This window comes from Methylocystis sp. JR02 (assembly GCF_030063565.1).
Taxonomy (GTDB): domain Bacteria; phylum Pseudomonadota; class Alphaproteobacteria; order Rhizobiales; family Beijerinckiaceae; genus Methylocystis; species Methylocystis iwaonis.
The window spans coordinates 21,069-44,695 of the sequence record NZ_JASIRC010000003.1; the positions used below are offsets into that span (position 1 = coordinate 21,069).

16 protein-coding genes and 1 pseudogene are annotated in these 23,627 nt (G+C 57.8%); 8 read left to right on the forward strand and 9 right to left on the reverse strand.

Annotated features, from left to right (window positions below; translation table 11 throughout):
- Window positions 1–314 precede the first annotated feature (314 nt).
- The 4 genes and pseudogenes from QNA11_RS19925 to QNA11_RS19935 all read right to left on the reverse strand — a co-directional run bounded on the left by QNA11_RS19925 (window position 315) and on the right by QNA11_RS19935 (window position 2,197).
- Window positions 315–620 (reverse strand): hypothetical protein, encoded by a 306-nt coding sequence (locus tag QNA11_RS19925; protein ID WP_281932567.1) that lies wholly within the window; start codon window positions 618–620, stop codon window positions 315–317.
- A 242-nt stretch (window positions 621–862) separates the two neighbouring features.
- Window positions 863–1,078 carry a CsbD family protein gene (locus QNA11_RS19930; RefSeq protein ID WP_281932568.1) on the reverse strand — a complete coding sequence of 72 codons (216 nt, stop codon included), beginning with the start codon at window positions 1,076–1,078 and terminating at the stop codon, window positions 863–865.
- A pseudogene (locus tag QNA11_RS20860) lies at window positions 1,038–1,475 on the reverse strand (response regulator); the annotation flags it as partial. The pseudogene QNA11_RS20860 and the gene QNA11_RS19930, both read right to left, overlap by 41 nt.
- Window positions 1,476–1,502: 27 nt before the next feature.
- Window positions 1,503–2,197 (reverse strand): IS6 family transposase gene (locus QNA11_RS19935; protein ID WP_281932569.1). Its coding sequence is split into 2 segments (ribosomal slippage): window positions 1,503–2,104 and window positions 2,104–2,197, totalling 696 coding nucleotides; the frame shifts between segments, so codons are not numbered across the junction.
- Window positions 2,198–2,345: 148 nt separating this feature from the next.
- Between QNA11_RS19935 and QNA11_RS19940 the strand changes: the two genes are divergently transcribed.
- Entirely contained in the window at window positions 2,346–3,743 is a 1,398-nt protein-coding gene (locus tag QNA11_RS19940) for an alpha-L-arabinofuranosidase family protein (protein ID WP_281932570.1), read from the forward strand.
- Here the strand turns inward: QNA11_RS19940 and QNA11_RS19945 are convergent.
- Window positions 3,726–4,502 carry an IS6 family transposase gene (locus QNA11_RS19945; RefSeq protein ID WP_413661935.1) on the reverse strand — a complete coding sequence of 259 codons (777 nt, stop codon included), beginning with the start codon at window positions 4,500–4,502 and terminating at the stop codon, window positions 3,726–3,728. The two genes, QNA11_RS19940 and QNA11_RS19945, sit on opposite strands and share 18 nt — an antisense overlap.
- A 134-nt stretch (window positions 4,503–4,636) precedes the next feature.
- Between QNA11_RS19945 and QNA11_RS19950 the strand changes: the two genes are divergently transcribed.
- Complete coding sequence (locus QNA11_RS19950) at window positions 4,637–8,659, forward strand: chemotaxis protein CheB (RefSeq protein ID WP_281932571.1); 4,023 nt, start codon at window positions 4,637–4,639, stop codon at window positions 8,657–8,659.
- 222 nt (window positions 8,660–8,881) lie between these two features.
- Window positions 8,882–9,082 (forward strand): hypothetical protein, encoded by a 201-nt coding sequence (locus QNA11_RS19955; RefSeq protein WP_283484504.1) that lies wholly within the window; start codon window positions 8,882–8,884, stop codon window positions 9,080–9,082.
- A gap of 76 nt (window positions 9,083–9,158) precedes the next feature.
- Here QNA11_RS19955 and QNA11_RS19960 read toward each other — a convergent pair whose 3' ends face one another.
- The gene (locus tag QNA11_RS19960) at window positions 9,159–10,496 is read right to left on the reverse strand and encodes an alpha/beta fold hydrolase (protein WP_283484505.1); all 1,338 of its coding nucleotides are present in this window, start codon (window positions 10,494–10,496) and stop codon (window positions 9,159–9,161) included.
- Between the two features lie 600 nt (window positions 10,497–11,096).
- Window positions 11,097–11,438, reverse strand: coding sequence for a hypothetical protein (locus tag QNA11_RS19965; RefSeq protein ID WP_281932574.1), 342 nt, complete (start codon window positions 11,436–11,438; stop codon window positions 11,097–11,099).
- A gap of 1,017 nt (window positions 11,439–12,455) precedes the next feature.
- On the opposite strand from QNA11_RS19965, the gene mgtA reads away from it, so the two are divergent.
- Window positions 12,456–15,233 carry a magnesium-translocating P-type ATPase gene (gene mgtA, locus QNA11_RS19970; protein ID WP_281932575.1) on the forward strand — a complete coding sequence of 926 codons (2,778 nt, stop codon included), beginning with the start codon at window positions 12,456–12,458 and terminating at the stop codon, window positions 15,231–15,233.
- Between the two features lie 816 nt (window positions 15,234–16,049).
- Here mgtA and QNA11_RS19975 read toward each other — a convergent pair.
- The gene (locus QNA11_RS19975) at window positions 16,050–20,345 is read right to left on the reverse strand and encodes a chemotaxis protein CheB (protein WP_349362232.1); all 4,296 of its coding nucleotides are present in this window, start codon (window positions 20,343–20,345) and stop codon (window positions 16,050–16,052) included.
- Window positions 20,346–21,016: 671 nt separating this feature from the next.
- On the opposite strand from QNA11_RS19975, the gene QNA11_RS19980 reads away from it, so the two are divergent.
- From QNA11_RS19980 to QNA11_RS19990, 3 genes are all read left to right on the forward strand, one after another.
- Window positions 21,017–21,379 (forward strand): response regulator, encoded by a 363-nt coding sequence (locus QNA11_RS19980; protein ID WP_281932577.1) that lies wholly within the window; start codon window positions 21,017–21,019, stop codon window positions 21,377–21,379.
- A 221-nt stretch (window positions 21,380–21,600) separates the two neighbouring features.
- Window positions 21,601–21,756, forward strand: coding sequence for a DUF3309 family protein (locus QNA11_RS19985; protein WP_281932705.1), 156 nt, complete (start codon window positions 21,601–21,603; stop codon window positions 21,754–21,756).
- A gap of 88 nt (window positions 21,757–21,844) precedes the next feature.
- Window positions 21,845–21,988: a DUF3096 domain-containing protein gene (locus QNA11_RS19990; RefSeq protein WP_281932578.1), complete on the forward strand. Its 144-nt coding sequence runs from the start codon at window positions 21,845–21,847 to the stop codon at window positions 21,986–21,988.
- Between the two features lie 84 nt (window positions 21,989–22,072).
- Here the strand turns inward: QNA11_RS19990 and QNA11_RS19995 are convergent, their stop codons facing one another.
- Window positions 22,073–23,140 carry an AI-2E family transporter gene (locus tag QNA11_RS19995; protein WP_281932579.1) on the reverse strand — a complete coding sequence of 356 codons (1,068 nt, stop codon included), beginning with the start codon at window positions 23,138–23,140 and terminating at the stop codon, window positions 22,073–22,075.
- A gap of 226 nt (window positions 23,141–23,366) precedes the next feature.
- On the opposite strand from QNA11_RS19995, the gene QNA11_RS20000 reads away from it, so the two are divergent.
- Window positions 23,367–23,558: a CsbD family protein gene (locus QNA11_RS20000; protein WP_281932580.1), complete on the forward strand. Its 192-nt coding sequence runs from the start codon at window positions 23,367–23,369 to the stop codon at window positions 23,556–23,558.
- Window positions 23,559–23,627 lie beyond the last annotated feature (69 nt).

Sequence of the window (23,627 nt, forward strand, 5' to 3'; positions counted from 1 at the left end):
AGCCGCGTTAGCGGTCTGCATCGCGGCTTTCGTACCTTTGCCGATTTGCTCGGCTGCATCACCGGCACGCTCTGCTACAATTGAGCCCGCTTCGTTGATCGGATTCTCAGCACGTCGGACTCGTTCGTGCCTGTACTGGTTGCCATTGGTTGGTTTCCCTTGACCCGGTTCCGTTCGATCGCCGCGGCGCGAGAACGTCGCGCCACCTGAATTTCACGCGAAGTATGCGGTTACATTATCCGGGCCTCTAACTGACGTAGCCCGGTGGCCGCACCCACGTGCAATTACAGCGCTGGGCCAAGCGGTCGTTTTTATCAGCAGCGCCACACCCAGCCGGCGATGGAGTCCCACTGATAGCACGGCCCGCCGCCATACGGGGCGCCAGAGCCAAAGCCCCCAGCGCCGTAGCTAGGATAGCCGCTGCCGTAGCCCGAGGCGCCCGCGATCCCGGCGCCGAGAAGACCAGCTGCGGCGCCAGCGACGGCCGCCCCGGGGCTATATCCATAGCCTCGCTGATAATAGCCGCCGTAACCTGGATAATAACCGCGGCGATTGCCCCGATAGTATGCTCTTTCGACCGGCGTGGTTATTCCCAGGCTCCCTGGGGGCGCCGCGGTCATGGGTCCAGCCAAAACTTCAGTTGGTAAGACAGCCAGCGCGGTCGCCCCGCACAAAGCGGCAGCCAGGGCAGATTTCACATTCTTCTGCATTTTAAACCTCCGATTCAGAGAATCGTGCATTATCGTTGTCATGAGTGATCCGTTCGGGTTTCCTGATTAGCTGCTTCGAATTTCTCTAAAGGACGCCGTGCGCAAAGGATCAGTAAACGAGCGACGCATCGCCCGCCGACATTCCGTATGAGTTAACGGTTCTTTTTGATCGCATCGGCAACCTTGTCGGCTCCAGCCTCAACGGCTGCCTTAGCCTCGCCAATCCCCTTCTGCACAGCGCCCTTCGCTTCTTGCGCCACACCTTCCGCTTCCAACTTGTCGGATCCGACGAGCTTGCCCGCCTCCTGCTTCACATTGCCAATCGCCTCATTGGCCACGCCCTTGGACTTCTCGGTCATACTGTTCATGTGAGCTCCTGAGTCGTATGCAAACGAGAGGGAAAGAACCACTCGCACGGTGACACTCAACGAGTTTCGAGTCCGGGATTTTCTTCGGAAGTGGAAGGCTCAAGCCTCGAAGTCGCCGACTTGCACGTCGCTGTCCCACCTTTAAGCATTTGAGAAGCAAATTGTTCCGTATCCGTTTTGCACGAAGCGCTCTATGCCTAGGAAGCCGAGCAGCAGCACGTTGGGGTCTTTGCCTTGCGCCTAGATTGAACCCAGCCTTCAACGCTCGTCGACGGACCTCTTCTTGACCCCAGTCACTGAGGGCGATCAGAACGAGATTCGGGCCGTTAGGAAGCTTCCGGATTTCGCGCGCCAGCTCGTAACCGTTCATTCCTGGCAACCCGAGGTCCATGATGACTTTCTGGGGCTTTGTCGCAAATTTTGTTTATGGAATGAGGATGACGTGGGCTCGCGCGGCCAAGGCGCAGAACTGCTGTGCTGGACGCAATATTCCCCTGGCCCGCGACTGTCCCTTTCGGATCATATGCATGAGCTCAATCCCAGAAAGTGTCGCAGCAGCCGATCGAAATGATTTGAAACCCAACATCGGTCGCGTCACTCGCTTCACCGCTGGATGGTCCTGTTCGACAATATTATTGAGGTATTTGATGCGGCGGATTTCAATCGCCGTTTCATGCTCCGCACTGTAGCTTTCGATCGCCGCGGTGTTGGCGCCGCTCTTGTCGAACGTGATCTTCTCCGGCGCATCGTGCTGGCCGATCACCTTGCGCAAAAAGCGCAACGCGGCTTTGCAGTCCCTCTTGGCCGTCAACAAGAAATCGACTGTCGTGCCGGCCTGGTCCACCGCCCGATAGAGATATTTCCAGCAGCCTTTGACTTTCACATAGGTCTCATCGAGACACCAGCTCGACCCGACCCCACGCTTGCATGCTCGAAACTGTTTCTCCAGCATAGGCGCATATTTGACGGCCCAGCGGTTGAGCGTGGAATGGTCGACTTCGACGCCTCGCTCTTCCATCATTTCTCGAGTTGACGATAGCTCAGCGGATACGCCACATACCAACGGACGCCCCACAGGATCACCTCGCGTTCAAAATGGCTCCCCTTGAAATCGATCATCGCACTATTCCGCCTGCCCCACGCCCGGCGAGCATAGCCCATACCGACCTGCGAAAAAATTGCGACAAAGCTGACCGAGCATATAGGCCTTGTCTCGCGAGCGCTTCGGCGGGTGGACCAAGTCCGTGATCGCGCACTATCATGGAAGATGCTTTCCCGCCGCGAATTCACCGCCGCCGACGCCAACGCGATCGTCGTCGATCCCAAGCCGCTGTTCGAGATCTCGCCGTGGCTCTACATGCAATTCATGGAGCCACTTGGCGCTACTGATGGCTCGGTCGAAGCCTGTTGGGACTATGATGCCGATGACTGGCGCGAGGATTTCGTCGAAGCTATGCGCGATCTCGCTCCCGGCGCCATCCGCTTCGGGGGGCTCTTCAGCCGTTACTATAAGTGGCGCGAAGGGATCGGCCCGGCTACCAAGCGACCGCCAATGCGCAACTATGTCTGGGGCGGGTGGGAGAGGAACCGCATCGGCACGGACGAGTTTGTCGATCTCTGCCGCCGCGTCAACGCGGAGCCGTTCTTCTGCGTGAACTTCCTCAGCGACGGGGAGAAGCGCTATGCCGCGCGCACCGGCGGCGCTAAAGAGGCGGCGGAGTGGGTGCGGTACTCGAAGCTGAAACTCTGGCAGATCGGCAACGAGACTTCGTACGGAACGGGGTGCTTCACCAGAGAGGAGGCGATCGCACACACAATCGAGTTCGCCAGGGCGATGCGGCAGGTCGATTCGTCGATCAAGCTCATCGGGTGGGGCGACCGGGGCCGTGACGGAAAGCTCTGGGCGACGGACATGGAGAAGCAGGCGGGCGAGCTCCTCGACTTCGCCGCCATCCACATGATGGGGCAGAGCCCGACGCGGCCGGATACGGTGCTCAAGGGGCTCCGCTATGAGCAGGACCCGGCGCGCGCGTGGGAAGAGCTCGTGGAGCTATCCGATGCGGTGGAGCGGCGCGTGGTCGAGATCGAGCAGGCGACGAAGAAGCCGATCGCGATCACAGAGGGGCACCTCAGCCTGAGCCCGCACAACACGAACCCGATCCTCTATGAGTGGCTCTCGGCGGCGTACCACGCGCGGTCGATGAATATTTATCAGCGTCACGGCGAGCGCATCCGCATCGCCACCGCGGCCGACCTGCAAGGCAATCGCTGGACGACCACGGCGGTGATGACGCCGACGCCGCGCGGCAGGAGCTATTTGATGCCAGCCGGGTCGATCGCGCGGCTGTTCCGCAAGCACAATGGCACGCACGGAGTGGCGGTGACGTCCGCGCCGGCGGGGCTGGACATCGCGGCGAGCCGCGCGGGCGACAAGCTGTTCCTGCATGTCGTTAACGTCCAATACAACCGGGCGGTGGAGGCGAGCTTCCCGGGAATGAAGAGCGGCCGCGTGATCGAGATCGCGCCGGAGAACCTCAGGAGCTATGTCAATCAGGATCAGCCGGACGTGTTCTGCCCGCGGGAGACGGAGTTGAAGGCGGCGTCCTGGCGATTCTCCGCAGGCTCGGTTTCAGCCGTCGAGTTGGAGCTATCGGCGGCGGGCTAACGGGCTCTGGTGCAAATTGTGGAAACGGCCATGCGATGTAGGATGCGTCATAGCGTTGGGATCAGGCAGCGAGCACCGCGCTCCAGATTTCCGGCGAGGCTTTTCCCGCGGTTCCAATTTGAATTGACCTTTCCTGATGCGATGCATGAGTTCGACGCCCGCGATGGTGATCGCGGCGTGTCTGAAGCGCTTGAACCCGAGCATCGGGCTCAAACGCAGCTTGACGGAGTGGTGATCCTGTTCAATGAGATTGTTCAGATATTTGGAAGATCGAATACGCATGCGCTGGCCGCCTTGACGCTGCGCCAGTAGTTCACGCGCCGCGCGATGCGACGCCTGATATGCGTCGAGCGTGATTTTCTGCGGCAAGCGTCCGTGCTTCGCGAAGGCGCGACGGAAAAACGCTTTGGCGGCGGCGACGGCTCGCTTGGCGCGCAGCAAAAAATCCACGGTCTTTCCCGCTTTGTCGACGGCGCGGTAGAGATAGGTCCAACGGCCCTTGATCTTGACGTAGGTCTCGTCGACGCGCCAGGAGCCGCCGGCCGGGCGCGCGAAGCGGTTCCAGCGCTTTTCGAACTCGGGGACATAGCGCTGAACCCAGCGCATGATGGTCGTATGAGCAAGCGACAAGCTACGTTCGGCCATCATTTCCATGAGATCTCGGAAACTGAGCTTGTATCGCAGATACCAGCGCACGCAGAGAATGATGATCTCGCGCTCGAAATGGCGGCCCTTGAAAAGCTCGTCGACGCTCAGCATCAAAATCACCCGGCCCAGCTAACCCTGCCGACTATGCCCCGTTCACTCCCTTCGCACCAGAGCCGGCGACAGCGCGGATTTCTCAATTTAAATGTGCTACTAGATCCTGTTCACAGGGGCGCATAGGGAGACGCATGTCTGATATAGTGACTGAACCTTTGCTGTTCGTCGGCATCGGCGCTTCCGCGGGTGGTCTCGATGCGCTCAAGACGCTCCTTCCCGCATTGCCAGGCGACAGCGGCATCGTTTTTGTTATCGTCGTTCATTTGAGCCCTGACCAGCCGAGCCTCATGGCGGAGGTCCTGACTCCCTTTTCTCCCATGCCGATCACTCAGGTAGCCGAGGAACTCGTCGTCGAGCCGAACCATATCTACGTTATTCCGCCCGGAAAGGATCTCTCTTTCGTAGACGGTCGCCTTCGACCTTCGAAAATCGATCGGCGCAAGCAGGAGCGATCGGCGATTGATCATTTTTTCGAAACGATGGCGAAGGTCCACAGCGACCGTTGCGTCGGCGTCATTCTCTCGGGAACCGGGGCGGACGGCAGTTACGGGGTGCGGATCATCAAGGAATTCGGGGGGTTCACAATCGCACAGGAGCCGAGCGAATCGCAATTCGGTTCCATGCCCCAGAGCGCGATCGCAACCGGACTCGTGGATCTCGTTCTGCCGGTCGAAGAGATGCCGGCGCACATTATGCGTCTCGCGACAACGCGACCGCGAATCGAGCTTCCAGACAGTCCAGACGCGATAGAAAAACACAGTGATCGCCAATTCCTTCAGGAGATTCTCACCGAAGTTCGAGCGCGCACAAATATCGATTTCTCCCAGTACAAGCATTCGACCGTGGCCCGCAGGATACGACGTCGAATGCAGCTCAATCAGAAAGAGCTTCTCGAAGACTATCTCCAATTCCTGCGCAGCGATCCATACGAAGCCAGCTTGCTCGCGGAGGAGTTTCTTATCACCGTTACGCAATTTTTTCGTGACGCCGACGTTTTCGTCTATCTCCAGAAAGAGATCGTTCCCGAACTGTTCAAGGGGAAGACATCCGCCGACACTATCCGCGTGTGGTCGGTCGGATGCGCAACGGGTGAGGAAGCCTACAGTCTCGCGATGCTGCTGCTCGAGCATGCAGGACTCGTCACCGATCCGCCCCGTATCGAGATTTTCGCGACAGATCTTCACGAGCCGTCGCTACGCCTTGCGCGTGATGGCTATTATCCCGAATCGATCGACGTGGAGATCCCTCCGGAGCGTCTGCGACGGTTCTTCGTCAAGGAAGACAGCGGCTATCGAATCCGGAAAGAAGTGCGGGAAGTCGTCGTCTTTGCGGTTCACAATCTGCTGCGTGATCCCCCTTTTTCGCGGCTACACCTTATCGTTTGCCGTAACCTCTTGATCTATCTTCAACGTAATTTGCAACACGACGTCATCGACCTTTTTCATTACGCGCTCAGGCCTGAAGGGTTACTTCTTCTCGGTCCGTCCGAATCCATGGATCGAGGCGGGCTTTTCCATCTGGAGAGCAAACAGCATTGTCTGTACCGCCGCCGTAATGTGCCGGCGCCGGAGCCGAAGCTACCAGTGTTTCCGCAGACGTTGCGACGCTACGGCTCCGTCGAGGCTGCAAACTCGCGAGTCGAAGGAGCCGGAAGCTACGGCGTGCTACACCAGAAAATTGTCGAGCGTTTTGCGCCGCCGAGCATCCTTGTCGATCAGGATTTTCGTCTTGTGCATGCGTCTGAACGCGCCGGCCGATATTTGCGTATCCCCGGAGGCGAACTTTCGGGGAGCGTTTTCAGGCTCGCGCGCGAGGAATTATGCGTAGAATTGCGCGCGGCGTTACACGCCGCGGTCGAACACGGCGAAAGCCGTAGGACAGGGCCTATTCCGATCCAGATTGAAGGCAGGCCAAAACAAGTCGTTCTCTATGTTCAGCCCTCTACGGGCGCCGACCTCGGCAACCTGAATATGGTCATTTTCCTCGAGTCCGAAGCGTCCGAAGGAGTGCCAGCCGTCCCATTAAGTCAAGACGCAGCGGAGGCGCGCGCCGAACTCGAAGAAACCAAAGACCGTCTGCATACGGTCATTGAGCAATATGAGACCTCTCAAGAGGAAATGCGGGCGACCAACGAAGAGCTGCAATCCGTCAATGAGGAGCTACGCTCCACGATGGAGGAGTTGGAGACCAGCAAGGAAGAACTGCAGTCGATGAACGAGGAGCTGCAGACGGTCAATCAGGAGAACCGAGACAAAGTTGAAGCGCTGAGCCAGCTCACCAGCGATCTGCAGAACCTGATGGCGGCGACGGAGATCGCAACTCTCTTTCTAGACAAGGATTTGCGCATTATGCGCGCGACGCCGCGAGCGCAGGGGCTGCTCAATATTCGCACGAGCGACCAGGGGCGTCCGTTCGCGGAATTGCGCCATGGCTTTGGATACGACGTTCTCGACCAGGATGCGATGCGAGTCCTCGAAACGCTGACGCCCGTTGAGCGCGAGATCCAGAGTCGGGGGGGCGAATGGTATCTTAGCCGGGTCAATCCTTACCGATCCTCCTCCGACGAGGCGCAAGGAGTCGTCATCACTCTGGTGGACATCACTCAGCTCAAGAAAGTGGAGTTCGACGCGCGGAACAGCGAGGAAATCTTCCGGGTCCTCGTGGCTGCTTACGCCCAGACAGTCTGGACCGCCGACGCCGAGGGCAAGGTTGTCGAGGACTCGCCGAGCTGGCGAGCGTTCACCGGTCAATCTGCAATGGAAAGACGGGGAGAAGGGTGGCTCGACGCGGTGCACCCCGACGACCGGACGGCATTCCTCTCTGAATGGCGCCGCCGCATGAAGACGCACCAGCCACTTGAAGCCGAATTTCGCATGCGACAGAAAAGCGGCGATTGGCGCTGGACCCAGATACGCGCCGCACCTTTGAGTTCGGAGACCGGCGCCCTTCGCGGCTGGGTCTGCATGAACACGGATATCACGGAAAAGCGACTTGCGGAGAACTCCCGGCGTGAGGCGGAGATGTTGCGCGAGGCAGACAGGCGGAAAGACGAATTTCTGGCGATGCTTGGACACGAGCTGCGCAATCCGCTCACGCCGCTTCGCAACGCGTTGGCGATCATCGAAAGACGGCTGCCGCAAGACCCAGAGTTTCGGCGCCTGGAGGAGATCTGCGAACGTCAGTTGACGCATCTCGCGCGACTTGTGGACGACCTGTTGGACATCGCCAAGATCAGGTCGGGCGAGGGGATGAATCTCACAAAGGAGCGGGTCGATCTTGGCGAAGTCCTCAAGGCGGCGCTGTCCACGGTCAAATCTTCGATCGATCAGCGCGGCCAGGAACTTGCCATTGAACAAGATTCGCAGCCGCTCTTCGTCGATGGCGACGAAGTGCGGCTCGTTCAGATTCTTACGAACCTGCTCGACAACGCGAATAAATACACGCAGGAAAAGGGTCGAATTTGGGTAGCCTTGCGGCGGGACGGCGGCGACGCGTTCTTGTCGGTGGCGGATAATGGGATCGGGATCGCGGCGGAGACTTTGCCTCAAGTCTTCAACTTCTTCATGCGAGCTGATCCTTCTTCTCAAAACCGGATCGGCGGCCTCGGCCTCGGCCTCTCATTGGTGCAGCGTCTCGTCGAACTGCACGGAGGCTCCGTCATCGCGAGAAGCGAGGGGCCCGGTAAAGGAGCGGAGTTCATCGTACGACTGCCGCTCTCAAATTCGGGTGAAGAGAAGGTCGAGCCTCCGCGCGGAGGCTCGATTGCCGACAAGCCTGGCGTAGCTCGACGCATCCTTCTCGTTGAAGACAATTCCGACGTGGCAGAGACGTTGAAGTGCGTGCTGGAGCTTGATGGCCATCAGGTCTTCCTGGCGCGTGACGGACAAAGCGCCTTGAAGACCGCGGCCGAGAAGCGTCCTGATATTGTCCTGCTCGATATCGGCCTGCCTGATATCACGGGATACGAAGTCGCAAGACATCTGCGCGCTGATCCCGCGACGGCGAATGCCACGCTGATGGCCATCACCGGACATGGTACGCCCTCGGACGTCACTCATGCAAAGGAAGCGGGAATCGATCACCATCTGGTGAAGCCGGTGGAGATATCGGCCCTCCTGGCGCTCATTAACGATGTTCAGCCAACCCGCCGATAGATAAGAGCGTCGCGAGACTTTTTCGCTCGGTTAGCGCGGCGCTACCGTTAGCAGCCTGACGTCCGCGTAGCAGCCTTGCTAAGCACAGTCCCCAATAGAGAAGGACCAGCCTTTCCATTATCGTGCACAAATCGATGGGCTGCATAGAATAAGCCCCGGGCAACTCCCCAACTTGGCGCCGCGGGATGCAGCGGTCTCTGTTCTCCATGAAGGGACAAAACGATGCCTACGAATCCAGCGTGGCGCTATTACGAAGGTGACGACGTCCTACAGCAGCTGATCAGGGACGGCGTGCCGATCACGGTCGAAAATTACATATCGGCGGTATGGCGGTCGGAGCTGCCTGAAAGCCTCGCCCCTGAAAGCGCGGAGTTTCTCGCTGATTTGTCCAAATATGAGAAGAGTATGCGCGAGCACGTTTAAATCCGACGGGCGCGGGCAAGCGACCCCTTCCGCCCAGTCGGGAATGGAGACGGGCGCAAAGACGCCCGCCTGAAGTTCAGCTGAAACTCGACCAGGAAGAGGCAGCCTCCTGCTTGCGATCGGTCGTCGCCGGCTTCCTCCCCTGGCTCCCCACACGATCGACCGCTGACACGACCTGGTCTGGCGCGGTATGGTGCGCCATGTGGCCGGCGCCAGGGATCACGATAAGTTCGCTTTGCGGCACCTCATCGTGGAAGCGCTTCGACTGGCGATCGATATCGACCATCTTGTCGCCATCTCCCACCAGGATGATGATCGGGAGCTTCAGCTCGCCATAGCGCGCTTCCAGCTTCATCGCCGAGGCCACCATCAGAACGCTGTCCTCCGCTTCCGCGCCAATTTGGACCGGGCGCGCAGCGAAGGAATTGGGGAAACCCTTCTCAAATCGCTGCGTAACCGGCGCTGGCGAAAAGAGCCACCTCAAAACGCCCGGCAGGAAAAGCCGCGTGAGCGGCGGCGTGATCGTGTAGCGCATGATGTCGCCAAGTCCGGGGATAGCCGCAAAGGACATGAAGAACACATCCGCTCGCGCCGTCGGATAGTAATAGCCCGCGATCAGCACCAGCCCTTCGACCAGCGCCGGATATTGGAGCGCGAGGTCCAGGGCGATGAGCGACGCGAAAGAATGGGCGACGACCGTCACATGTTCGACTGCGAGCTGCGAAAACGCCTTCTGCAACAACTCCGCATAGGCGCTCGGCGTCCAAACACGATGGGGTCTCTCGCTGTACCCAAAGCCTGGCCTGTCGAAGACGATGACCCTGTAGCGCTCCGCAAGCTTGTCGACGATGCCGCTCAGCAGGAAATCCTCCGCCAGCGTGAGATTGCCGTGTACGAGAGTCACGACATCGCCCTTGCCCTTGTCGATGTAGTGCAGGCGCATGCCGTCGACGTTGATAAACTGACCAATTGGCGGATGCTCCATTTCGTCCTGGCGCGTTTTGCGGATATTGTAATAGGCGAGCGCGCCCATCGCAGCCGCGACACCAAGCGCGGCCGAACCGAGGACAGAAGGACGACTCCAACTCGGCCGGGCTCCTCCAGTAAGCGCGGACCCGGCGCGCGCTACCGCGTTCTTGACAGGCCCACGTCGATCGAACCACTCCGAAACACCGGCCCCGACTGCGGACGCTGAGTCGGTCACGTCTTTTTGAATCGATTTCATTAAGCCCATGATTTTCTCCTCTGCTCGAATGCGCTTAACGCGCCCGGCCCGACGTAGTTTCAAACTACCGTTGTGAAATGGGCGCCGCGCGTCATTAGGCTCGATGACGATGTTCGACGAACTCGTGCTCGGAGTTTGCTGATCGTGCTCGCGTTCCATAGACCGTGAAGGGAGCCGCGCGGCTGTCAAGCATAAGAACGGGTCAGCTATACGCGAAGCGGAACAATCGGTATCAAGCGAGAGGAGCGCGCATGAGCCGGCATTGGTGGACTTGGCTTGGGTACACTGTGATTTTCCTGTTGATATGTACAGGGCATGTCGCGTGGTTCCTCGCTACTTATGAACCTGAGATCGGGTCGCGTTTTGGTGCAGCCGTGACATGCTTGGGAGTCATTGTGACCGCACGGCCATTCTTTCGGACGGGCCTCCAGGAAACCGTCGATCGCCAGTTGCCAACTGGCTTGCTCGACGCCGTCAGCCCTTCGCCTCAGGCTCCCTCGTCGGGTTACTCTTCACGTCAATTTTTGCAGCGGAAGCGAGCGGAACACAAACTTGTGCGCCGGGGCGTTGTGCATGACGTTATTGCCGAGAGGGTCGTCGGCGTCGCCGTCATCCTACTTGGGACACTGACGCACGGTTATGGTGACTTGGCGCTGAAGTGGATGGTCGAAAGGTAGGCCAGCTCTGATCTTCATGCCCGCTCCCATCCTTCGTAATCGCCTATAGAAGCGTATAGTCGTGCTTTGCGCCACCGAGCGGCGTTTGGCGTATGGACGAGAACCTCGGCATTTAATGGCCCTTGTCAAAGGGGCAAAGTTTCTCAAGCATATTAGGTCCGGAGTGTAGCAACGTAAATGTATTTATGCCCGCCTCTCCGGGAGAGGCTTTGGCCAAGTCGACGAGTATATCAGGTATTTTTTTGATAGCATCCTGTTGAATCTCTCGCAGCCCCTCATCTTTCGAGGGCCAAGGCTCCATTCCAGTTGGCAAACGCCACCCCGGGTGCGGGTCGTAGACGATCGCGCTCACAGCTGCCACAAGGATTTGTTGCACTTGCTCGGGCACCCTGACGCCGCTTTGCTTCTGCCACTCCCTAATTTCTTTTCGTATTTGTTCTGTGATGTCAGACATGCCTGCACCCAAGCATTGGCGGTTGGCCTCATTATCGCGGCGGTGTCGTCTAAAGCAGAGATTGGTCGCTTGAATTTCCGTAGGATAGATATAGGTTTCAACCTTGCTCGCGCCAAGTGCGGGGAGGGCGCATCCCTCGAACGCTGAAGTGGTCCGCAGCGAAGTCCGCGCTGCCTTCTTTGGCTGTAATCGGGAATGCAATTTGACGGCTCCGCGAGAGGACGAGTCTTCACGCGTCTCCTAATCGCCGAATGCTGCGGTTCTTTTGACGAGTGCTGCGCGGACATCGACTGGTCGAACGCTCGTTTCAGCAGATCCGCAGTGGGCGCTGGTAAGACGTTTCGGAAAGTGCCCCACAGATGCCGCGGTGGCCTGGCTCTCTCCTCATCTGCCGGGGGCGAGGGCGGTTCTCTTCGGCAATGCTTTCTTTAGGAACGGCGCTAATCGAGAGCACTTTGCGCAGCCCCGAACGCGGTCGTCCTGAATCTCATGAATTTCAACGGCGATCTCAGATTCGCCGATCCGGAAGTTCATAATCCTAGGCGTAGCCGAACGGATTCGGCCAACTCCTCGGCAAAGCGAAGCGTAGATCGCAGGGCAGCTACTTCATTCCGCTCCGCACTTCCTTCATCCTGCACCGCGATCGGAAATTCCATCCTACCCCCGCTAGCCTGCGCCCGAACGCTAAAAAGCAATCTTCCGTTTGGATGCTGCTCGATATTCGCTATTTGGATATCGGCCATGGGTCACCTCTTAGGGATATTTGTCGGCGTGCGCACGCTCGCCTTAATGAGACACTACCAGCCGGGCCCTTTCAGCGTCTAGACGTGTTTGTGCCGAAAGCCCTTATGGCCGGCCTTGAGGTAAAACGGATTGCGCCTCAATATGTAGCACCTTGACGCATATGAACAAATGCCCGTCGACTCACGGGGCTTCTGTGAGGGATTTATTCGCGCGTCGGCGGGGATCGCCGGCGTCTCCAGGCCAGGCTGCGGCGTATCCAGAAATGGGGCTCTAATGACTCTCACCAGTTTCGCCGTCGTGCCGATCCACGCGGGCTTGATCGTGCCTCGATTCCTCTATTACTTTGTTGGCGTATATTTCGTAGCCTTCGTTGCCTTGTGGGTGACTCATCGACTCCTTCTCTGGAAGAAATCCAGCGCAACATCCAAGGTCCAGCCTGAGGAAGCTGCTTGGTGGCTGAAGCCACTTGCGAACCACGAGGCCGAATTGGCTACCGACGCGGCTGGCTTGACGAGCGCAGAGGCGCGTTCGCGTCTCGCCGAGTTTGGCTCCAACCTATTTCGCGACCGTCAACAACAGTCACTGCTTCTGCAATTTCTCTCTCGCTTCAAGAACCCTCTCGTCGTTCTTTTGCTCGTGGCCAGCGCGATTTCAGCGCTGACCGGCGAAGTCGCCAACTTTCTAATCATCTCGGCGATGGTGCTGTTCAGCGTGACGCTAGATTTCGTTCAGGAGCACCGCGCCGGTAAAGCAGCAGAAAGCTTGCGTCAGTCCGTATCGCTGCGGGCCACGGTGATACGCGACGGCAAACCATTGGATACGCTGGTGACCGATGTGGTTCCAGGCGACCTCGCCGTGCTCTCCGCCGGCGATATGATCCCGGCGGATGGCTTGGTCCTGGAAGCGCGCGATTTATACGTCAAGCAGGCGCTGTTGACCGGGGAGCCCTATCCTGTCGAAAAGCGTTCCGGAATTCTATCGGGTGATGCGGTCGATCTGCAAGACGCCGCCAATGCTGTGTTCATGGGCACAAGCGTCATCAGTGGCAGCGGCAGAATGCGCGTGGTGAAGACAGGCGCCAACACGGCCATTGGGGCCATTGCGGACAGCATTAGTCGCCGGCCGCCGCCCACCGCCTTCGAGATCGGCACGCATCGTTTCGGCCTGCTCATCATGCGCCTCACGATCTTGTTGGTGCTGTTTGTGCTGCTGGTTAATGCGCTACTGCACAAGCCTTGGCTTGAATCCTTTCTGTTTGCAGTCGCGCTTGCGGTGGGCTTGACCCCGGAACTCCTGCCAATGGTGGTGTCCGTCACCTTGTCGCGGGGCGCGCTGCACATGGCGAGGAAGCGCGTCATCGTCAAACGCTTGGCCTCCATCCAAAATCTTGGGTCGATGGATGTCCTTTGCACGGACAAGACCGGCACCTTGACTGAGGCGAAGATAAAGCTCGAACAGCATGTGGATGGGGAAGGGAAGTCTAGCGACCGTGTTTTGGAACTTGCCTATCTCAACAGCTTTTTCGAGACCGGCCTGAAAAGCCCCCTCGACGACGCGATCCTCGACCACCACGACATCGACGTGAGCGCGTGGAAAAAGATCGACGAAGTTCCCTTCGACTTCGAGCGGCGCCGCATCTCTGTTTTAGTTGAGAAAGGCGACGACCGATTGCTGGTGGTCAAGGGCGCTTCCGAGGAGATAGTGGCTCTTTGTAATCGGTATGAAGAACAGGGGAATAAGACCCAGCCTCCACTCGATGCTACCGGAATTGGACGGATTCAGGGACTACGCATCGCCCTCGAAAAAGAAGGCTTTCGCCTCTTGGGCATCGCTTGGCGGCAGGTCCCGAAGGACCATCCTCATGCCGTTGTCGGCGACGAGGCGGAGTTGGTATTCGCGGGGTTCGCGGGATTTCTAGACCCGCCAAAGGAAAGCGCCGGCGCGGCGCTCTCGGCGCTGGCCCAAAGCGGCGTAACGGTGAAGATCGTCACCGGCGATAGCGAATTGGTCACCCAACACGTCTGCACGACCTTGAACATCCCCGTTACGGGAGTTCTGACGGGGAAAGAGATCGGAGAGATGGATGATTCCGCCTTGCGTGTCCGGGTCGGACAAGCCAATTTGTTTTGTCGGGTCAATCCATCGCAGAAAGATCGAGTAATCCTCGCGCTCAAAGCCCGCGGTCATGTCGTCGGGTATCTGGGCGACGGCATCAACGATGCTCCGTCCTTGCACTCGGCCGATGTAGGCCTGTCGGTGGATTCAGCCGTCGACGTCGCTAAAGAAGCAGCCGATATGATCCTGCTGGATCAGGATCTGCATGTCGTCCACGACGGCGTGTTGGAAGGTCGTCGCACCTTCGCAAATATCATGAAATATATAATGATGGGCACCAGCTCCAACTTCGGCAATATGTTCAGCATGGCGGGCGCGGCGCTGTTTCTTCCCTTCTTGCCGATGCTGCCAACTCAGATCCTCCTCAACAACATTCTCTACGATATTTCGGAGGTGCCGATCCCTCTTGACGAAGTAGATACAGAGGACGTACGCAGTCCGCAGGTCCTGGACATGAGCTTTATTCGCAACTTCATGCTCGTCATCGGACCGATCAGTTCCGTGTTCGACTTTCTAACTTTCTACGTTATGTTAGTCGTGATGAAGGCGAATGAAGCGTTGTTCCAGACCGGCTGGTTCGTTGAATCGCTATCCACTCAGGTTTTGGTGATCTTCATCATTCGCACGCGCGGCAATCCTTTCAAAAGCCGTGCGCATCCCGTCCTCGTCGCGACATCCCTCACTATCGCTACGATGGGCGCGATACTTCCCTTTACTCCTTTGGGGCCCTATTTCGGGTTTGAGCCGCTCCCTGGTCGATTTTATTTCATATTGTCCGCGATGGTGATTGTTTATCTGGTGATTGTCGAATTCGCCAAGAAAAGCTTTTATCGCTGGCTTGGTGGAACCGGTGGTTCGAAACGCGACGAGTTCCTCCGTAATTTAGCGCTCGCTTCCGGTGGGTTGTCGCGAGAAAAACTCCAAGAGAAGAGCTGAAGCGAAACAGGGGAATATCCACAATGACTGTCGTGGGGCGTATAAGGATATGGATGCGGACCGAATGGAATACGCGCTGCTGCAACGGCCAGAGTATGGAATATGCCCCTGAGATAAGCTGGGTATTCTTTTTCGGAGGATGTATCGAATGTCGCGAGGAGCTTTCCTGACCATCATTGCGGCTATGATCACTGGGGCGATCGGATTTGGAATAGGCGTCTATGCGGTGCCGCTCGAAGAGATCGTCCAATTTCGTGCTCTGGTTAACGCCGGAATTGCCGCGATCTTTACTACTAATCACCCAGCTAATGACGATACCACTGTCGAACATCCAACAGCGCCATCGAAGGCTTCGACAGAATTCGACTCACCCGAGCGAGATCGGAGTGCTGCTAGTTCAAGTTGTGATCCACACAACACGAACTGCGTCGGCGGGTCTCCCACCAAGGGACCTATGCCAGACGAGGTTCCTAGCCGCGATGAAGCTACGCAAAATAGACCAACAAATGAAAGTGGCGGTGCCCTGCAAGCTCCGACTCCGACAAATGAGCCTGCGAGGGTCCCGTCTTCGTCGCCAAACTCAGGGAGCGAGAAGGCGCACGTAGAACCGGGCGCTCATTTAAAACCGCGCGCGAAAAAGGCCGGAGTGAAAAATTCTACACCGCGCCTCTGAGAAGTGAGGGAAGGTCGTGAGCCTCAAGAAGCGGGCATGCTCCGCGCGCATTGAGATAGCGTCAAAATTAATCGTCGCCTATAAGTGCTACGGGGTCGTGGAGGCCATTGCTCGACGCGCAATTATGGACATGTCGCCCGCCATCAGCCTTTCGAAGTAGCCGCAAGCGCTAAGCGGGTCAGCTCCGGAAGAGATTTAGCGCCCATCTTCTTCATGATCGAAGCGCGATGGTTCTCGACGGTGCGTTGGCTAATGCCAAGATCGGCCGCGATATTCTTGCTAGGGTGCCCAGCGAGGACCAAATCGAGGATCTGGCGCTGTCGCTCGGTCAGACCAGCCACGTGAGCGGCGGCATTCTCTTGCCATTCCGCCAACTTGTTCGCATCCCGCGCGTGTTCGAGCGCGCGCTTGACGCAGGCGAGCAGGTCGTCGCGGCTGATCGGCTTCTCGACGAAATCGAACGCTCCTGCCTTCATGGCCTCGACAGCCATCGTTACGTCGGCGGCGCCAGTGAGCATGATGGTCGGCGGATGCGCGCCGCGCTCCTGCAGCCGTCTCAGCAAGTCGAGTCCGTTCATCCCAGGAAGATAGGCGTCGAGCAGGAGACAGCCCTCTCGGCCCGGGTGATAGGTTTCGAGAAACTCCTCGCAGGCGTCGAATTCTTTGACGACCCGGCCATCGTCTTCGAGCACTTCCCGCAGCGTCTCGCGGACTCGCTTGTCGTCATCGACGACGGCGATGACGCCCAGCTCCCGGCCCTTGGTATCTTCGCCTGTGTTTGGAACAGGCGTGGGTGGCGACGCTGCGAAACCGGACTGCGCGAGAAGCCGTTCGGCGACCCGCATCAACTGGGCTGATTTTACGGGCTTGTTAAGCTGGACACAGTCTCCGATCGCGATCTTGTGCAAGGCGCTCGTCGATATGTCGCCGGTTAAAATAATGACCGGGATCTGGCGTTGAAGTCTTTTCCGAAGTGTCCCGGCGGCGTCGAGCCCGTCCATGCCGCTTGGAAGATTGTAGTCCGCGACAATGAGATCGGGGTGGAAGCCTTCGAGCAAAACGAGATCGAGCGCCGCAATTCCATCGGGCGCCGTCATTGTGCGATAACCCTCGTCTTCAAGGAGAAGTTTGAGGAGGTCGCAAACCTCTGGATCATCCTCGATGACCAGAACCGCGCCTGTGTGCGGAGCGCCTTTGGCTACTTCGATAATCTTGTCGCGAACGCCCCCTCCTGGCAGCGGCGCGGACTCGTCTGTCGGGACTGTGACCTCAATGGCAAAGACCGAGCCCTTCCCAATTTTAGAGGCGACGCGGACCTGATGGCCGAGCAGACCTCCTAGGCGCTGCACGATGGAAAGACCGAGCCCAAGTCCCCGTTTGCGTTCGCGCGCCGCGTTGTCGATCTGATGATACTCGTCGAAGACCGCCCGAAGTTCGCCATCGGGGATCCCGATTCCGGTGTCCCAAATCTCGATGCTCAGCATTCCCTTCCGCCGACGGCAACCGAGCAACACTTTGCCTTTTCGGGTGTACTTCAGGGCGTTAGACAACAGGTTGCGGATCATCTGCTCGAGCAGCGCCGGATCGGTGCATATCGAAAGCTTGCATGAGACCATCCGGAAGGAAAGTCCCTGCGCTTGCGCGTGAAAGACGAACTCTCCTTTCAGCCGCTCGAGAAGATCGCTGATCGGAAAGCAGACGATTTCCGGTCGGATCGTGCCTGCCTCGATTTGGTTAATGTCGAGCAGCGCGTTCAACATGCCGGACATGGCGTTCAACGTTTCGTCGAAGCGCGCGACCAGCCTCTTTGCCTTCTCTCCCTTGACGGTCTTGGCCAACAGCCCCTGCAGCAGCACGAGCGATTGTAGCGGTTGACGGAGATCATGACTTGCAGCGGCGAGAAAGCGCGACTTTGCCATATTCGCCTGTTGCGCTTGACGTTTTGCTGCTTCCAGCGCTTGCAGCGCCTGACGTCTTTCGGTGACATCGGTAAAGGTGACCACAACGCCTTCGACACGATCATCCTGGGCGCGGTAAAGCATGATCCGGCGGCTATACCAGGAGCCGGTCTGAGCCTCTATTTCTCGTTCGATCGGCAAGTGGTCTTGCAGCACCGTTTGTGCGTCCGCTAGAAGCGCGTCATCCGCCGCCAGAGACCGGAGGTCCGCCAACGGCCGGCCAACGTCTGTGGGGATGACGCTGAACAGCAGTTTGGTGGTCGGTGTAAAGAAGCGGATATTGAGATTGGCGTCCAGAAAGAGCGTCGCCACATCAGTGCTGTAGAGAACGTTTTGCAGATCGTTGGATAATATGCGCTGTCGTTCCAATGTTTCTTGGAGCTGGGCGTTGAGGGCAGTCAACTCTTCATTGAGAGATTGCAATTCCTCCTTGGAGGTCAGAAGCTCCTCGTTCGTGGATTGCAGTTCCTCATTGACGGACAACGCTTCTTGGTTGGCCGCTTTCTGCTCGTCGCTGGAAATCTCCAAATTGTGAATCGCGCCCTGAAGCTCGATTTTCGTGGCCTCGAGTTCTTGCTCAAGTTCAGCGATCCGTGAAAATTCTCCGGAAGCCACTTGGTGGCCTTGCCCGGGAGCGGGCTCAGGCTGGTCGATGAAGCAAACCAGCAGCAGCTCTTCCCCTTCGCTCACAACCGGCTGTACGTCGATGCTGAATGAATGCGTGTCACCATTTCGCTTCATCTTCCCGCCGGCGACGAAGATGCGTCTATTCTCCTGACCGGCCCGTTGAAGCGCGGCCCTGAGCTTGGTCCGCAAGCCCTCGCGCGCCATCGTGAGCAGGTTTTGAACGGGATGACCGGGCGCGACTTTCAGATAGCTGTCCGTCGGCCCGAGAAAATAGAGACAGTCATACTTGCGATTGATCAGCACAGCCGCCGGCGCGTAGGTCTCGATGACCAACCGTTGGCAAAGGTCGGCTAGGGCCGCTGGGCGCAACCCTTTCTGCTCCTGGTCCTGACGCCGGGGCGGCCCGCCTCCATAGGCGGCGCCTATCAAAGCGCTGAGGTCGCCCGGTCGGCTCCGACCGATGCGCCGATAGATTCGGTCGGATTTGGAGATCGCCTCGAAGCGACCGTCGACGTTACCAATCGTCTCGGCGCCGCCTAGGAGAACGATGCCCCCGTCGCGCAATGCGAAATGGAGCAGCGCAATCACCTTCTCCTGCGCCTCTGGACGTAGATAGATTAGAAGATTGCGACATGAAATGAGATCGAGACGCGAAAAGGGAGGATCGGCGAGTATATCCTGAACAGTGAAAACCACTGTCGAACGCAGCTCTGGCGTCACCCGGTAACAATGATCTTCGCTTGTGAAAAAGCGTGCAAGACGCCCTGCAGACACATCTTTTTCGATGGCTTCAGAGTAAAGACCTTCGCGCGCGCTGGCGACCGCGTCTGGGTCGACATCGGAAGCAAAAATCTGGAGCTTGAGGCTGCGGTTTTCTGCAACGATCTGCTCCAGGAACAGCATGGCGAGCGAATAGGTTTCTTCGCCCGTGCTACAGCCTGCGACCCATATGCGAATGTTTCGATCAGGCGCATGGTTCCTGACAATATCCGGGATGATCTTCTCGGCCAGCAGCGCGAACGTCCGAGCGTCACGAAAGAAACTCGTTACGTGGATGAGCAAGTCCTTTGCCAGAAGATCAAGCTCCTTGGCGTCGCCTCGAAGCAGGTCAAGATATTGATTCATGTCGGCGGCCTTGCCGCCAATCATCCCCATCCGCCGCTCGATCCGGCGCTCTAGCGTGCCCGGCTTGTAAAGCGTGAAGTCGTGGGCGGTCTTTGTGCGCAATAGGTCGACGATCTGCCGAAGATAATCTTCTGGGCCAGCTCGGGAATTTCCGGATTGCTCGTTTAAACCAGCCAGCCGCTGGTCATATGCGACGAGCGCCTCTCCAATCGTCGCTACAGGAAGCACCAAGTCAACCACGCCGGTCATAATCGCGCTGCGCGGCATCCCGTCAAACGCCGCTTCCGCGGGATCTTGCACGATAACGTGGCCGCGATTTTCCTTGATCGCATTCAACCCCAGGCTGCCATCGGTTCCGGTTCCCGAGAGGATCACGCAGACAGCGCGCGGGCCGAAATTCCTGGCCAGCGTATGCAGCAAAAAGTCGAAGGGCAGACGCGCGCCATGAGGCGCAAGCGGTTGCGAGAGGCGCAGGACTCCCTCGTCGACAGCCAGATATGACCCCGGAGGGATCACATAAAAATGATTGGGATTAATCGGCATGCGGTCGTTTGCCTGCACGACGGTCATCGAGGTGTGTGCCGAAAGCAGCTCCACCATCATGCTTTCGTGCGTGGGATCGAGATGTTGGACCAGGATAAACGCCATGCGATCTGAGGCGGGGAGGTTGCCCAGAAGCTTCTTGCATGCGTCGAGGCCGCCCGCCGAAGCGCCGATCCCGACGACCAAAAAATCTCCGCTTTCGCGGGGGGAACTTGGAGCCGAAGGGATGTTCTTCTGCGGCTGTGTTCGAGTCGTCATGGTGTCCTGCGGGTGAATTTACGGGATTCCCTCTTCTGGTCTTGCCACACGACACAACTGTTTATGCTTATCATGCCGCATCTTTTGCGTCGACTTGCGACGCCTAGCGCGTCCATTGAAACAGGCTGGCGGGCGGTCGTCATTTGCTCCACGTGGTCTGGTTGCCATACCGGGCGATAGTCTGAGTAGTTTCCGTGCCTTCTCTTGGCACAAAGCATTTGGCTATCGTCGAGACACAAGACTGTGGGATTTCGCTCGTGTCATCTGCGGCCACGACGCCGCCAAGTCGCAAATGGTCCCCAAGCCCTCGGAGCTTCACCTGTGCGCCAGGCCCATAACACATTAACCCAAAACATTCCGTCCCGGTCCGTTGAACTTCTCAACAAGCATCCGGCGGCAATGGATTTGCGCGCCAAGGTGAAGCAGCCTCATTGGAATGCGCCCGGAGCTGGTTTCATTGCGACCCACGAGCCAATCGACAGAGTCTCGGAAGAGGTAGAAGGGGTTTCCGATCTCATTGCCGAGCGCGCCGGCGTCATCGGAGCCGAACGATCGAGGCGAAATCGGGGTGAACGAAGGCGGAACGGGAGGCGAGACCGATGAAAGCACTCCGTATCCTCCTCGTCGAGGATGACCCAATGCTCGGCGATCTGCTTGCCGAAACGCTCGAAATGATGGGCCACGAGGTCTGCGGCATTGAGAGCACCGAAGCGGACGCAGTGGCAGCCGCCTTTCGTTGCAAACCAGAACTGATGATTATCGATGTAGGGCTGCGCGATGGAAGCGGCGCCTCCGCAGCGGAGCAAATATGCGACACCGGATTCATCCCCCACTTTTTTGTGAGCGGGGATATTTCAAGAATTAAAGCGTCCAGGCCTACCGCTGTGGCGGTTCAAAAGCCCTTTGGCGAAGCCGACCTCATATACGCCATTCAGCGTGCGCTCGAAGGCTTGGGAGCATGAGCTAGGCAAACACGACACTTTCTCCAAACTTAAAACGTCCTGAGGCGGCCTAAGGTCACGACGCCGGTCAATGAGTATTTTCCGAATCTTGTCGGCCTGCACATCGGGGATCGATCATGCGGACACAAAAGCCTGTCGCCGGGGTTCAATTCGGCCGCCAGGCGGCGCAACGTCACATTTGCCCGAGCATTACAACAGGCAACAAATGGAAAGGCATTCTCATGCTTGGAACAATCGTCCTTGTGCTCCTCATCCTGTTGCTCGTCGGCGCACTTCCGAATTGGTCGCATAGTGCGAGTTGGGGCTATGCACCTTCGGGGACATTGGGAACTGTTCTCATCGTCGTCCTGATCCTCGTTCTTCTCGGCAAAATCTAGGCGCGCCGCCTCGCTTCAAAGGTTATCGCGTCAAGGCCATGCCATATTCCGTCGGTAAATGGATTCCTCCAATCTGCGGAGAGTGATTATGACTGTAGGCTTAGCGCACCTTCAACCGATCGTATCCTTGATCGCCGGCATCCTCATCCTGATCATGCCGCAATTACTCAATTATATCGTGGCGATCTTTTTAATCGTCTCGGGCATATTGGGCCTGGGGCTCATTAAATGATCAAACTTTTCCGTTTCACAATTCGACTGGCCGAGACGCGCATCGCCTAGCAACAACCGTTAATCATGTTGTGGACGCCAGAGATCATCGGTTGGCAGATTCTGGGTGCGCTCCCGGCCGCGTTGCGGAATAAATATCCCAAGCCGCTATGAACATTGCCGCGATCACTGGCCCGCTGACAAAGCCGTTGAGTCCGAACATTTCGATGCCGCCCAATGTGGAAATCAACACAACGTAGTTAGGCATCTTGGTGTCTTTGCCTACCAGGACCGGACGAAGAACGTTATCCGCAAGCCCCATTACGAATGCGCCATAAACAATCAGAACGATACCCTGCCAAATTGCGCCCGTCGTCAGGAAATAGATGGCGACCGGGCCCCAAACCAAGGCGGCGCCTACTGCTGGGACCAGAGATAGAATAGCCATTGATGCCGCCCATAACAGCGGGACGCTGACTCCGAGGATCCAGAAAATGAGGCCGCCGAGCGCTCCTTGCAGGAGCGCCACGAGCAGATCCCCCTTTACCGTAGCCCGAATGACGACCGCGAATTTGCGGAAGAGAGCATCTTTCTCGTCAAGGCGAAGCGGAATCGCGTCCCTGATTTGACGAGCCAGCGCCTCTTCGTCGCGTAGCAGGAAGAACAAAAGGTAGAGCATCACGCAAAGATTCACGATGAAGCTCAACGCACTTTGTCCAATGACGACCGCCTCTGCCGCAAAAAACTGGCTTCCCTTGATAAGGGCGGCGGACAACCTTTCCTGAGCCTCTCCTAGGCTCGTCAGACCAAAGCGCCGCAGGAGATCCGCCGCCCATGAAGGCAAGGCGTCGAAGATTTGCCGAAAGACGCGTACGAGGTCTAGATCGCCTGATTGGAGTCGATCGTATACGCCGGATGCCTCTTGCGCCATTGACGCTGCGAGCAGACTCAATGGAAGGATCACCACTAAGACAATGATCATCACCGTCGCAACGGCGGCGAGATTTCGCCTTTGCTGCCATGCCTTCGAAAGGCGCCGATACATTGGCGCAAACACGATTGCGATCACGGTTCCCCAGAGGATCGCTCCGTAGAAGGGCCAAAGTATCCAGGCGAAGGCGACGGATACCGCCAACGTCAAGGCTAGAAACGCTGTGTCTTCAGTGGCGCGCATCCGCATGGTCCGTCATTGTGTGGCCTTGTATAGCGGACACTTTATCGAAAGTTTGGCGGAGAACGTTCGCTTCTTTAGAATGCGCCTGATTTATTCGTAGGTGTTTTCCGAAGCTACCGATGCCTCTCCTTCGCGAATACACTTTTGTCGTCGAGAAATCGACCGACGCAATGCCGGTCCAGTGCCGATCAATGCACTGGTCATCTTTTCCATTAGGAGACGACCTATGAGCGGTACAACAGACAAGATCAAGGGCGCAGCGAATGAAGCGGCCGGCGCGGTCAAAGAGGCGGTCGGGAAGGCCTTCGGCAATCCGAGGCTCGAGATCGAGGGTGCCGCGCAGAAGCTCAAGGGCGAGGCTCAAGGGGCTGTCGGTAACGCCAAGGAAGCCGTTAAGAAGATCATAGATAAGGCCTGATTTTCCTTTCGGCTCGAGTAAGAAAACGCCTTTCAGAGCGGGCCGAGGGGATCGGCTTTGAAGGGCGCC

Bases quoted from the DNA above. Each gene is read 5' to 3' on its own strand.
- QNA11_RS19925 (WP_281932567.1), bottom strand. From the start codon at position 620: ATGACCGCGGCGCCCCCAGGGAGCCTGGGAATAACCACGCCGGTCGAA.
- QNA11_RS19930 (WP_281932568.1), bottom strand. From the start codon at position 1,078: ATGAACAGTATGACCGAGAAGTCCAAGGGCGTGGCCAATGAGGCGATT.
- QNA11_RS19940 (WP_281932570.1), top strand. From the start codon at position 2,346: ATGCTTTCCCGCCGCGAATTCACCGCCGCCGACGCCAACGCGATCGTC.
- QNA11_RS19945 (WP_413661935.1), bottom strand. From the start codon at position 4,502: ATGCTGAGCGTCGACGAGCTTTTCAAGGGCCGCCATTTCGAGCGCGAG.
- QNA11_RS19950 (WP_281932571.1), top strand. From the start codon at position 4,637: ATGTCTGATATAGTGACTGAACCTTTGCTGTTCGTCGGCATCGGCGCT.
- QNA11_RS19955 (WP_283484504.1), top strand. From the start codon at position 8,882: ATGCCTACGAATCCAGCGTGGCGCTATTACGAAGGTGACGACGTCCTA.
- QNA11_RS19965 (WP_281932574.1), bottom strand. From the start codon at position 11,438: ATGTCTGACATCACAGAACAAATACGAAAAGAAATTAGGGAGTGGCAG.
- mgtA (WP_281932575.1), top strand. From the start codon at position 12,456: ATGACTCTCACCAGTTTCGCCGTCGTGCCGATCCACGCGGGCTTGATC.
- QNA11_RS19980 (WP_281932577.1), top strand. From the start codon at position 21,017: ATGAAAGCACTCCGTATCCTCCTCGTCGAGGATGACCCAATGCTCGGC.
- QNA11_RS19985 (WP_281932705.1), top strand. From the start codon at position 21,601: ATGCTTGGAACAATCGTCCTTGTGCTCCTCATCCTGTTGCTCGTCGGC.
- QNA11_RS19990 (WP_281932578.1), top strand. From the start codon at position 21,845: ATGACTGTAGGCTTAGCGCACCTTCAACCGATCGTATCCTTGATCGCC.
- QNA11_RS19995 (WP_281932579.1), bottom strand. From the start codon at position 23,140: ATGCGCGCCACTGAAGACACAGCGTTTCTAGCCTTGACGTTGGCGGTA.
- QNA11_RS20000 (WP_281932580.1), top strand. From the start codon at position 23,367: ATGAGCGGTACAACAGACAAGATCAAGGGCGCAGCGAATGAAGCGGCC.